At 58.6% G+C, this 12195-nt stretch carries 10 protein-coding genes; 2 read left to right on the plus strand and 8 right to left on the minus strand.

Annotation, left to right across the window (positions count from 1 at the left end):
- Positions 1 to 262: 262 nt before the first annotated feature.
- Positions 263 to 1168, plus strand: coding sequence for a GlxA family transcriptional regulator (locus C4S72_RS21005; RefSeq protein ID WP_160115561.1), 906 nt, complete (start codon positions 263 to 265; stop codon positions 1166 to 1168).
- 106 nt (positions 1169 to 1274) lie between these two features.
- On the opposite strand, the gene C4S72_RS21010 is transcribed toward C4S72_RS21005, so the two are convergent.
- The 8 genes from C4S72_RS21010 to gcvA all read right to left on the minus strand — a co-directional run bounded on the left by C4S72_RS21010 (position 1275) and on the right by gcvA (position 11641).
- Positions 1275 to 2567 carry a TRAP transporter large permease gene (locus C4S72_RS21010; protein WP_104005142.1) on the minus strand — a complete coding sequence of 431 codons (1293 nt, stop codon included), beginning with the start codon at positions 2565 to 2567 and terminating at the stop codon, positions 1275 to 1277.
- Entirely contained in the window at positions 2564 to 3073 is a 510-nt protein-coding gene (locus C4S72_RS21015; protein ID WP_235009224.1) for a TRAP transporter small permease, read from the minus strand. Before C4S72_RS21015 ends, C4S72_RS21010 begins: the two co-directional genes overlap by 4 nt.
- A 45-nt stretch (positions 3074 to 3118) precedes the next feature.
- Positions 3119 to 4093, minus strand: coding sequence for a TRAP transporter substrate-binding protein (locus C4S72_RS21020; RefSeq protein ID WP_235009225.1), 975 nt, complete (start codon positions 4091 to 4093; stop codon positions 3119 to 3121).
- Positions 4094 to 4337: 244 nt separating this feature from the next.
- Positions 4338 to 5438 (minus strand): mechanosensitive ion channel family protein, encoded by a 1101-nt coding sequence (locus C4S72_RS21025; RefSeq protein WP_200826848.1) that lies wholly within the window; start codon positions 5436 to 5438, stop codon positions 4338 to 4340.
- A gap of 85 nt (positions 5439 to 5523) precedes the next feature.
- Positions 5524 to 6972, minus strand: a complete 1449-nt coding sequence (locus tag C4S72_RS21030; protein ID WP_104005145.1) for a TrkH family potassium uptake protein — start codon at positions 6970 to 6972, stop codon at positions 5524 to 5526.
- Positions 6973 to 7083: 111 nt separating this feature from the next.
- Positions 7084 to 7659, minus strand: coding sequence for a DNA-J related domain-containing protein (locus C4S72_RS21035; protein ID WP_104005146.1), 576 nt, complete (start codon positions 7657 to 7659; stop codon positions 7084 to 7086).
- Positions 7660 to 7678: 19 nt separating this feature from the next.
- The gene (locus C4S72_RS26075) at positions 7679 to 10540 is read right to left on the minus strand and encodes an HD domain-containing phosphohydrolase (protein WP_104005147.1); all 2862 of its coding nucleotides are present in this window, start codon (positions 10538 to 10540) and stop codon (positions 7679 to 7681) included.
- A 150-nt stretch (positions 10541 to 10690) separates the two neighbouring features.
- Positions 10691 to 11641 carry a transcriptional regulator GcvA gene (gene gcvA / locus C4S72_RS21045; RefSeq protein ID WP_327332987.1) on the minus strand — a complete coding sequence of 317 codons (951 nt, stop codon included), beginning with the start codon at positions 11639 to 11641 and terminating at the stop codon, positions 10691 to 10693.
- A 111-nt stretch (positions 11642 to 11752) separates the two neighbouring features.
- Here gcvA and C4S72_RS21050 point away from each other — a divergent pair, with 111 nt between their 5' ends.
- Positions 11753 to 11950, plus strand: coding sequence for an RSP_7527 family protein (locus tag C4S72_RS21050; RefSeq protein WP_104005149.1), 198 nt, complete (start codon positions 11753 to 11755; stop codon positions 11948 to 11950).
- Positions 11951 to 12195: the final 245 nt, after the last annotated feature.

A 12195-nucleotide genomic window follows, 5' to 3' on the forward strand; every position in this document is an offset into this window, starting at 1 on the left:
AAATATAACTAAAACAAAAAAGGGCCGGATTTCGCCGATTTTCGTGGCATGAATACTGCTTTGTGATCACAAACAATCAGTCGATGCCCAGATCGCGGAGTTCAGCGTACCGTCTATGAAAAATATACTCTCCACCAGCCCAGCCTCCGCGTTTTCGCCCCATTTTCAGAATGTTAACCGCGCTTTTTTGCAGCAGAAGCCCTCACCCAGGCTTGAACAGCCACCCAGAAAGGTGGTGTTTCTCCTGCTCGATCATTTTTCCATGTCGACATTTTCCGTGGCTTTGGATGCCTGCGTAACGGCAAACCTGATCTACTCACGCAAGCTGTATCAGATGCAGACCTGCGGTATCGATCAACCTAAAGCGCTCTCGGATCTCGGTATCGCTATACCTACGGATGGCATCCTCGATGATCTTGAGCTGGATGCGAACTCGGTGCTTGTGGTCTGCGGCGGCTATCGTAACGAACTGGGGCCCCTGCCCAAGCTGGCCGCCAGACTGTGCGAAGCAGCGCAACGCGGCGTTACTCTCTGCGGCGTCTGGAACGGCAGTTACTACCTGGCCGCTGCAGGTACCGTGGACGAGGTGCCGATATCGATTCACCAGGATAACCGCGCACTGATGCGGGAGTGTTTTCCCGGTCAGGAGCTTTCCTACGCCTCCTATAGCGCAGCCCCCGGACGCTACACCTGCGCAGGTCCCAACAGCGTCCTCGATATGATGCTGGACCTGATCAGCGACCAGCAGGGCGGCGCCTGTGCGCAATCCATTGAGGAGGTGATCGGCCGTGACAGGAATAGCACCGAGGGCGAGTGTTCCAGCTCGCTGATGTTGTCAGATCCCCAGGCGCCCCAGGCGTTGAAGGACTCGATCATGCTGATGGAAAAGAATATCGATGAGCCGCTGCCGGTGAACGAGATCGCCGCCCTGGTCGGCATCTCCAGGCGCCAGATCGAGCGCATGTTCAACCGCCATGTGGGTTCATCCCCGGCGCGCTACTACCTGGAGTGTCGTCTGACCCATGCCCGTCAACTGCTGCTGCAATCAAACCTGAGCATCACCGACGTATCAGTGGCCTGTGGCTTTGTCAGCTCCACCCACTTCAGCCGCAGCTACCGCCGCCTGTTCGGCTACCCGCCCACGGATGTGCGTCGCGGTCGCGAATAACCCCTGCATAGCCCAAGCTCCCCAGCCAGGCCTCAAAAAGAAACACCCCGGAAGATCGCTCGACCGGGGTGTTTCTTTTTCTGTTTCAAAAGCAGCACCTGAACGCCTAGGAGAAAACCTCAGGCAGCCAGAGCGCGATCTGCGGGAACAGGGTCAGCAATCCAACCGCAACCAGCAGGATCACCCAATAAGGCATGGCGGCATAGGCTGCACTGGGTACTCCCACCTCGCCCTTGGTAATTGAGCTGAGTACGAAGAGGTTCAATCCCACCGGCGGCGTGATCATGCCAACCTCCATCAGCAGCGTCACGATGATACCGAACCAGACCGGGTCGAAGCCGAGGCTCACCACCATCGGGAAGGTGATCGGCAAGGTCATCAACAGCAGGGAGATGCCGTCGAAGAAGCAGCCCAGCACCAGGTACACCAGCACCACCATCAGCAGCACGCCGTAGCGACCGAGGCCCAGCTCAGCAATCATATCAACCGCGCCGCGCGGCAGGCCCAGCAGGCTTACCGCCTGTGCCAGGATCACCGTGCCGACCAGGATCATCGCGATACAGCTGAACATGATGGAGGAGCGTTTGAACGCATTCCACAGCTCGCGCCAGGTCAGATCGCCCCAGAGGAAACCGATCACGATCGAGACGCCCACACCCATGGCCGCCGCTTCGGTGGGCGTGGCGATCCCCATGTAGATGGTGCCCAGTACGAAGAAGATCAGAATCGGCAGCGGCCAGATCTGCAGCAGCCCCGCACCGGTATCGCGCCAGCTGAAGCCTTCGCCATGCTCGGGCGCGATATGCGACGAGCCAAAGCGAGAACGCAGGTAGATCCAGAGCAGGAAGCCGGAAGAGATCATCAGGCCGGGCAGCAGCCCCGCCAGGAACAGACGACCGATGGAGACATCCTGGGTCGCGCCATAGATCAGCAGCGACAGGCTCGGCGGAATCAGCAGCCCCAGCGTGCCACCGGCAGCCAGAGACCCAACCACAGCAGCGGGGTCATAACCGCGCTTTTTCAGCTCTGGATAGCTGACCGAACCGATAGCAGCCGCGGTGGAGGTGCTTGATCCGCTAACCGCGCCGAACAGCGTACATACCGCAATATTGGTGTGTAGCAGCTGGCCCGGCATGCAGCGGAACAGCGGTGTCAGGCCGTTATAGACACGCGTGGAGACGCCGCTGGCCAGCAGGATATCACCCAGCATGATGAACAGCGGCACCGCGCTCAGGGTGAACTCGGTCAGCAGGTTCCAGGCCGAGTTGATCGCCAGCGCCGTAGCGCCATTGGCCTGAAAGTGCAGCAGGATAAATCCGGTCAGGCCCAGGGCGGCGCCCAGCAACGCTCCGGTACCCAGCAATACGATGAGCGAACCGCTCAGAATCAGCCAGCTCATTGCTCACCTCCCATCAGTCCGGCCCAGTCTCCGCGCAGGCCACGGAACAACACACGCAGCTCGATCAGCAGGCACAGCCCCAGGGATGCCGGCATCAGCGCCATCCAGGGCCAGAGCAACAATCCGCTGACATCGGTACGTGAACTGATCTGCCGGGAAAAGTCGGTGAAATTCCAGGATTCGTAGATAAAGACCACCGCGAAGGTGATAAAGATAATAGCGGCCGCAAAGCGGCAGACACGCTGCAGAACCGGGCCAAAGCGGTCGGTCAGTACCGACAGCTTGATATGCTCGGATCTGAGCATGACTTCAGGAAACGTGGTGAACGCCAGGGTTACAAAGAGCAACCCTGCCAGTTCATCCGAAAATGAGAGGGGTGCCCCGGCCAGGTACCGCAGCAGCGCACTGCTCAAAATCATCAACGCCATAAGAATACCGGCGCAGACACCAATGAAGAACAGTGCATGCGTGACCCGATCCAAGGTTTTAGACAGCAGCAAGGCCATCATCCCCTCCTTTACAATGCCGACGGCGCAAGCGCCGTCGATGAATTACTTCTGCTGCTCGCGAGCCAGCGCGGAAACGGTTTCGTAGTAGCCAACGCCTTCTTCACCGGCGCTTTCAGCCATCTCTTTCCAGGCTGCCATAGCGGCGTCTACGAAGGTGTTCACGTCGGCTTCGCTGAACGGATCCAGCACGGTGATGCCCAGCTCCTTGCGCTCTTCACGGGCAGCTTCTTCACGGGCGGGGTCCACCGCCAGTTCGCGGGTTTCCGCCCAGGTCTCTTCACCGGCTTCAGCCAGCGCAGCCTGCTGCTCTTCGGTCAGAGAATCCCAGGTCTTGTCGCTGACGCCGAACATCCAGGGAGAAGCCGCCCAGGGATGCAGATAGGCTTCATACTTGGTCACTTCCTGCAGCGACACGGTCTTGGCAACGGTGGACAGGTAGTAAGCGCAATCCACGACGCCGGTCTGCAGTGCAAGGTACATATCGTTCTGGCCAATCACCTGTGCGGAGATATCCAGCTTCTTGAAGGTATCGACCAGGTGGCCGGACCATACGCGGACCTTCTTGTCCTTCAGGTCTTCCAGGGTGTTGACCGGCTCTTTGCAGTGCAGGCCCACATCGAATACCGGGGCAACGACCCCGCCGATGGTATGGATATCCCAGTTGGCATAGGCGTCCTTGTAGATGCTGCGCAGGGTCGGCAGCAGCTCCAGGTGCTGGGAGGACTCGGTGATGGCGCCCTGGGCGTAAACGGAAGCCAGTGCCGGTGCGTCGCGCTTGTAGTACTCACCGTACATCAGCGCCATATCCACCATGCCGCCCTTGAGAATACGCAGCATGTCAGCCTCTTTCAGGCCCAGAGAACCGGCGTGATAGACGTCAACCTGAAGGGAACCGCCGCTCTTTTCTTTAACGCGCTCGGCGAATTTTTCGATGTGTGCGGCTTCAGGGCGGGACTGTGCCAGGCCACTGTGAAACTTGAGCACGCGGACATCGTCAGCCAGGACGCTGCCAGCCATGAATGCACCTGCCATGACGACAGCGCTTGAAATCATTGTCTTGCGAAAATTCATAATATTGTCGCTCCTAGCCAAACAAGGAAGTCCGAACCCCAACCAGCGGCCGTACGGACGGTCGATCCATCATAGGAAGCGACAAAAATTGATGACCGACTGCTCGCGACATTAAGTTGTCGCAATCCGTCTTCCGGGTACGTCGGTATGAGAGTAGGACAGCCGCGCAGGGCGACCGTCCATTGGCCGGTCAGCTATCGGCTGTGCCCATGGCGGCTGCGGCTAGCACCGCGCCCTCCTGGGAAGTGTTAAGTGCGCGGATCGGATAGGGAATGGTGATCCCCTCTTCCCGGTAGCGGGCGTGCAGCGCCTTGATAAAGAGATGCTTGAGCACAAAGCTGTCGGTGAACTGGTGGCCACGCAGGATCACCGTAAAGTTGATGCTAGAGCTGTCGAAGGAGTGATAGACCATAAAGGTGCCGAAATCCGACACCCCCTGCTCACTGTTGCGCAGCACCTGCTTGGCCACCTCGGTGGTTACCTGTTCCACGTGCTCCAGATCGGAGTCGTAGTGCACGCCCACCTCGACCAGCACCGACAGCTCTTTCTGCGGATAGTCATAGTTGATCAGCTTGGAGGCGGAGATACGGCTGTTGGGCATGATCACGGTGTTGTTGGGCAGCATCTTGATCCAGGTGGAGCGCCAGCCGATCTTCTCCACAAAGCCCTGCTCGCCGGACTCCAGCTCAATGTAGTCCCCTACCTGGATCGGCTTGTCGATCAGAATCTGTACGCCGGAAAAGAAGTTCTCCAGCGTCGGCTGCAGCGCCAGCGCCACCGCCAGAGAGGTGATACCGAGAGAAGCGATCAGCGGCGTGATCGAGATCCCCAGGGTACCCAGCAGAATCAGCACACCGACGCCAAGCACCAGCGCGCGGGTCAGGATCATGGCGATGCCGCGACTGTTGCGCAGCACCGGCAGAGTGCGCGAATAATGATCAATGCACCCTTTGACGATCCGGTCGAATAGAATCACCAGGGCCAGTATCAGCAGAATACGGGCACCATTGTCGGTGAGCGATTCGAGCATATCCGGAGCAATATCGTAGTAGCACAACAGGCGTTCGAGAAAGATCAGGTTCAGCGCCAGAATCAGCACCGCGACAGGCAGCCGCAGGGCAGAGACCATCAGGCCATCGACGAAAAAGGAGGTGCGTCCGGTGAGCCTGCCCAGATGCCCCAATACCAGCTGGGCGAGCATCCACATCAGCAACATCGACAGCAGCGGCAGCCCAGTCGCGATCACCCAGTCTGGCAGCATCAGGCCGCTCAGTTCGTCGAGATTGTCCATTCCCATCCCCCTTGGCTTCTGATCTTGCCAGGGAGTGAAGCAACTTCTATTCCGTTCGGGGCGAAAGCGGTCTTTCTGCGTCGGCTCAGCCGCGCCAGAAGACCGGGGAGAGCAGCACCATCACCGTGAGCAGTTCAAGCCGGCCGAGGATCATCGCCAGGCTGAGCAGCCATTTTGCCGTGTCGGGTAAGGTATGGAAGTTACCCGCCGGACCAATGGTATCGCCGAGGCCCGGTCCCACGTTGGTCAGCGCCGTAATGGCGCCGGTAAACGCGGTGATAAAGTCCACGCCAAGGGCGGTAAGAATCAGGGTGGTGGCAGCCAGCACGATAAAGAACAGGAAGGAGAAGGCCACCGCCGAAGCGACGATATCGTCGGGGATCGGCTTGCCGTTATAGCGGATCGAGGTGATGCTGCGCGGGTGTACCAACTTATGCATCTGGTCCGACAGGAACTGGTAGGAAAGCTGGAAGCGGAACACCTTCATGCCGCCACTGGTTGAGCCGGAGCAACCACCGATAAAGGTGGCGATAAAGAACAGGCCGATGCTGAATTCACCCCAGAGGGTATAGTCCGCCGAGGCGTAACCGGTGGTGGTAATGATCGAGACGATATTGAACGCGGCATGGGTCAGCGTGCGCAGAAACGGCTCGCCATCCATCACCACCTGTTCAAATGTCAGTATGGCGACCAGGAACAGCACGATCAGGATAAAGCCTTTCGCCTGCTGATCCGCCAGCACCGACAGACGCCGCTGGGAGAGAAAGCGAATATAGAGCATAAACGGCATGCCGCCGATCATCATGAACACCACGGCGATCCAGAGGATGGAATCACTGAAGCGGCCCATGGAGGCGTCATCCGTGGCGTAGCCGCCGGTAGAAACCGTGGTCATGGCGTGATTCACCGCATCGAACGGGCTCATCCCGGCGACCCAGTAGCAGAGGCCGCAGGCCAGCGTAATCATCACATAGATAAACAGCAGCCGATGCGCCATTTCGTGGAAACGCGGCAGGGATTTTTCCGACCAATCCGATGACTCGGTCTGGAACAGGCGCATACCACCGACGCGCAGAAACGGCAGTATAGTCACCGCCATGCCGATCACGCCGAGACCACCCACCCACTGCAGCAGCGAGCGCCAGAGCAGAATCGACGGCGGCAGCGTATTGATCCCGGAGATCACCGTGGAACCGGTGGTGGTAATGCCGGAGACCGCTTCGAACACCGCCTCGGACAGCGTCAACGGATGGTCGGTAAGCATCAGCGGCAGGGCACCGACAAAGGAGAGCTGCAGCCAGCTCATGCTGGTCAGCAGGTAAAGCTGGCGGGAGGTAAGCCGGAAACGCCGCTCCCGGCCCCAGAAGATCAGCAGGATGCCAAACAGCAGCGAGATGATCGCCGATTCCAGAAAGGCACGGTACTCGGGATCCCCGATCAGGTAGCCGTAGATCATCGGCGCCAGCAGCAGGCCGGTCATGATCAGCGCAAGCACGCCACAAACGAAGAAAATCGGTCGAAAGAGCCTGAGCATGGGCCGGCGTTCCTATCACCCTGGTCGCGGGCTCGATATCTGGATCAGGGCCGCGTCGCTAAACCATGCCGGAAGCGCTGCCCCGGCGTTAAAACAGAAATATCAGCCGCTCTACACCATCAGCAGCTCGTACGCCTCACGCACACGCCGGAACTGGTCGGCGTCACCGCCTCGATCCGGATGATGCCGCGACGCCAGGCGCCGGTAGGCGATACGAATCTGCTCCGTGCTGGCCCCCTCTTCCAGCCCCAGCACCTGGGCCGCTTCGCTGCGCCGGTCGCTGTTCATATAGCGCTGCCAGAAGCCGTCCAGCAGTGCACGCACGTAATCGCTGCTGCTTTTTTCAAACTCGCTCCAGTCCAGATAATAGTCCCGCAGCGGCTGATCGTTGGCGATGATAGCGGTTTCCGCCGAGGCTTGTGAAGAATCCAGCGGGTGCAGCTGGATATGCAGTGCAGATATGGAGATATCAAAACCCTCCCCCGCCAGCACGGGCTGCAGGCGGTAGAGAGCATTCATGATCAGAAAGTGCTTGCGAAACAGCAGCAGCTCCGGCGACGCATCCAGCTCCTGATCCAGCGCCAGCCCGTTGAACTCCAGCTGCTTCATCAGGGCATATTCGCTCAGGCCCTGCGGATGTTCATGCAGCAGCCGGGCGATAGGGGCCAGCAGCGGATTGTTCTGCATTCGCTCTCCTAGAGGCAGATCAACCCAGTCCTGCCAGCGTCAGCAGCTGACGCCGATCCACCTTGTCGATCTGTTCCGGTTTCAGGAATCTTTCAGCGTAGCGAAGATAGATGCCGGACTCCAGAAACAGCCGGAACAGATCCGCATCCAGGTGCCGGTCCTTAACCATGAAAGCGAGAATCCGCAGGGATTCGGACAGCGTCTTGGCATCCTTGTAGGGCCGATCCGCCGCGGTGAGCGCTTCGAACACATCCGCCACCGCCATGATCCGCTCCTCTACGCTGAGTTTGCCGGCCGCCAGGCCACGCGGATAACCGGTGCCGTCGATCTTCTCATGGTGGTTACCGGCGATATCCGGGATGCGTCTGAGCTCTTTGGGCAGCGGCAGAGAGGTCAGCATGCGGATAGTCTGCACTATGTGGTCATTGATGGCGAAACGCTCCTCATCGGTGAGCGTGCCCTTTTGAATCGACAGGTTATACAGCTCACCGTGATTGGCCGCGTAATCCGGCAGGGTCATATCGAAGCCCCAGGTGTTATTCGGATCCCCGTTTTCCACGGGCGGTCGCCGATCTCCCCAAGGGATCAGGTGTTCCGGCCGGTCGGCAAGCAGGTATTCGATGACCGGCAGCTCTTCAAGCTCCTCCGGCAGACGCTCCAGTTCATCGCGGGAGATACCCAGGCGCTTGTCAAAGTAGCGCTTCCAGCGCCGCCTGCCGATCTGCTGCAGCTTTTCGATATCCTCATCCGGCATAAATTCGCCACCGACGTTGGATTTGGCCACCAGGGCGAACTCCTGGCGGAGCTTTTTACGCAGCTGGTCACGCTGGGCTCGCAGATCGGCCTCAACGCCACCTTTAACAATACCGCGCAGGTAGGCGATTTCGGCATCGCGCCAAAGCACTTCGAAGCGGGTACGGATCTCATGGATACGATCGTACTGGGTCTCCAGTTTCGTCGCCTTGTCGACCACATATTCGGGACTGGTGACCTTGCCGCAGTCATGCAGCCAGGCGGCGATCCGAAACTCGCGACGTTGCTGTTCGTTCATGCGAAAGGCTGCGAAGGCTTTGTCGTCCGAGGCTTCGGCTGCATCCACCAGCATCTCCGCCAGTTGCGGCACCCGATCACAGTGGCCGCTGGTATAAGCCGACTTGGCATCGATCGCATCAGCGAGCAGGCGGATGATCGATTCGATCAGCTCGTTCTGTGCGTCCACCTGACGCTGGGTATCTATCGCCGTGGCGGCAGAGCCCGATACCTCATCGACAAATTTCTGGTAGCTGTCTTCATACTCCGCGTGCTCCGGCAGCAGTACCAGCGCCAAAATACCCAGCAGGTCCCCATTACGGTCACGCAGCAGGGTTGTCATCACCGCCTCGCCCTGGCGTGCCAGCTGCTCTCTCAACCGGGCCCGCAGCTCCTCGGGCCCCGCATCGCCGGCCGACAGCTGTTCCGGTGCACTGCGCAAACCACTGTTGGTGGCACGCTGCAGTATCTTCTCATCCTCGTCATAGAGGTAGACGGCACCTGATGCGGCGGATGTGATGGTGACCAGTTCTCTGGTTACACGATGCAGCATCTTCTCAAGATCGCGCTCATGAGCGAGCAGGTGGGATATTTTCTGGAAGCCGTTGATCGCACCGGACATCTGTCCGATCAGCTCCGAAAGCCGCCTGACTTCATCGACACGGGACTTTTTCGGCACGCCCTTGCTGAAATCGAACTGCGCCAGCGCGCTGACCTGTTCCGACAGGCGTTTCAGCGGCTTGGTGACCAGGCGACCACCCCAGGAACCGAGCAGCAGCAACACCAGCATCACCAGTACCGACCACAGGATCAGCTGAAGACTCTGCTTCTTCGCATCCGCCAGCAACGCATCGGCGGGGATAGCAAACAACAGACGGGTGATGCCTTCCCCGCCGGTGCGCATCTCCTCGACGAAGCCCAACCAGCGCCGACCATCGATATCCAGCCGCTGCATGCCGGAGCCGATACCGTAGTCGGACAGGCGGGTCAGTATCGGTACGCCAACCTCATCGATATAGGCAAGACGCAGCCCATCATCCGGATCGTCCCGCACGACGCGAAGAATATCCGAGTAGGCCACCACCTGGTCATTGGGCGTCACGATGGCGATCTCGGCCTGACTCTGCCCCCTGAGCAGACCAATAACGGAGGAGAAATCATTCACCGAGGCATCCACACCGATCACCGCGGCACCGCTCTCACTGCGCTGGGCAAGCGTCACGCCGATCTCGGCGGTGGTATAAAAGATATAGGGGCTGGTCAGAACCGTGTCTGTGGTGACAGCAGCACTGGCGTACCAGGGGCGGCTGCGGGGATCGTAGTCGTAGTCGGGTTTGTCGCGGGTTTCGAGCAGCTTCAGGTCAGCGTCGTAAAATTCCCAGAGAGCGTTATCGATCTGATTGAACGCCCCCCTTTCGATGCTCTGCAGGAGGTAGGCTGCGTCTTTTGGCGCCGATACCGACTCTTTCACCGGGGTATAACGCAGGCGCCTCAGTAGCACAAAACTGCCGTCACTGTAGCCTACATAGACGGAACTTAGCAGCGAGCTGGTGCCAAGCGCGGTAACCAGCACCGGAAGACGGGCACGCCGCGCGGCCAGATTCGGCGCTTCGGCAATGGGATCCCGGGAGAGCATCTGCACCGTACTCTTCACCGGGCTGAGCAGGGCATCGATATGGGTATCGAGACTCTCCGCCAGTTGCTCGGCGCGCGTGCCCGACTCGTTGAGCAATGTCTCGCGCTGACCGTAATAGGAGCCCCCTATCAGAACCAGCGCCAGCACGAACATGCTGACCACGATGGTGCCACTGACAAGCACCTGAAGCGGAAAATGAAACCGGCGTCCATCCATGCTGTTTACCCGATACTGTTAGAAAGCGTTATACCTGAACACCCCGAATAAAGCGCTCGCCGCTTCAATCACGCGGCCCCATATGCGCCTGCTAAAGTATCAACCTTGATTCCCTGGCACGATGTCAGCCCGATTCAATGCTGACGGAGATCAGCCCTCCCCGTCCTGGCCCGAAGCCATATTACGGTCCGCAATATCGTTCTGCATCTCCTCCATGATCCAGTCACGAAACGCGCGCATGCCGTAAGTGAGAGCCCGTTTTTCTTTATAGACAAGATAGAAGGCATTCTGGGTATCGAAAGCCAGCTCAAACGGCGCCGCCAGCTTACCGGTTTCGATCTCACGTTCTACCAGTACCCGGTCAGCCAGGGCGATGCCTATACCTTCAATCGCCGCGGATACCGCCAGCGAGGTGCTGGAGAATGACATGGTGCGCGTAGCGGCAGACAGACTGACGCCAATCTCACGCAGCGCCCGGTTCCACTCATGACGTCGACCTGAAATATAGATCAAGGTGTGGTTGACCATATCCTCCGGCGTGTTGATCGCTTTATCTCCCTCCAGAAACGAGGGTGCAAACACCGGCGTCTGCACGATATTACGCAGCAGGTGCGACTCGACCCCTTCCCAGTTACCACGGCCGTAATAAACCGCCATATCAGTATCGGAGTGCTCAAAGTCGATATAGCCCATGGTGGAGCTGAAGCGCAGCTCCACATCGGGGAAGCGCTGCTGGAAACGGGTAATACGCGGCACCAGCCAGCGGGTCAGGAAGAAAGGCGCCACGCTGATATTGACGGCAGACGTATTAGTCGCGGTCATGAGCCGCCGGGTGGCGCTCTCCACCTCGTCCAGCGCCAGCTGTACCGAGCCGAGATAACGCTCGCCGGCGCCGGTCAGGTAGACCTGGCGTTTTTCCCGACGAAACAGCTTCTGGCCCAAGAATTCCTCAAGCGACTTGAGCTGATGGCTGACCGCCGAGGGCGTTACGCAAAGTTCCTCCGCCGCTTTGTTAAAACTGCCGTGTCTGGCGGCCGCTTCGAAAACGCGCAGGGCATTGAGTGGGGGCAGGCGTCTGATGATCAGCTCCTTGCGACAAATTAGATTTTCTCAACTATAGACTGAAAAAGGGTCGTTTGCCCACAGCCACCTTCGACTTTAGTATTGCGGTTGAAAATTGATCAACCCGAAGACGAAAATCGGAGACATTAAATGAGCAATTCAAACCCTGAATTCGAACTGAAATACAACGAACTCGACATGATCGACGTGGACTACTACATCGAACGCGCCCGCGCTGAACGTGCAACTTACGTAGCCAACCTGTTCCGCAAAGCTTTCTTTAAAACCTCTGACAAAAGCGGCAAGGCTCGCGTTTCTTACAAGCTCCAGCAATCACCGGCTCACTAAGCCCGTGATTGCGAGCCTGGTCGACTGACCAGCGTCTCGCGCTCTTTCGCGATCTATCTCCCGGCGGGTCCTCTGCCAATCTGAAATACCGGCGAAAATTCCATAATAATTCTGGGAATCCTCCCAGACGCCTTTCTTTTCTACACTTTTCTTTTCTACGCTCAGTTATCTCGCTATTGCGGCTCCTAGCGGCAAAATAAAGCCCTTTTCCGTTGTGTTTTTTATACAGATCGCCCGCTTCGTGC

It is taken from the genome of Marinobacterium lutimaris, from assembly GCF_900108065.1.
In the GTDB taxonomy this organism is placed as follows: Bacteria; Pseudomonadota; Gammaproteobacteria; order Pseudomonadales; family Balneatricaceae; genus Marinobacterium_D; species Marinobacterium_D lutimaris.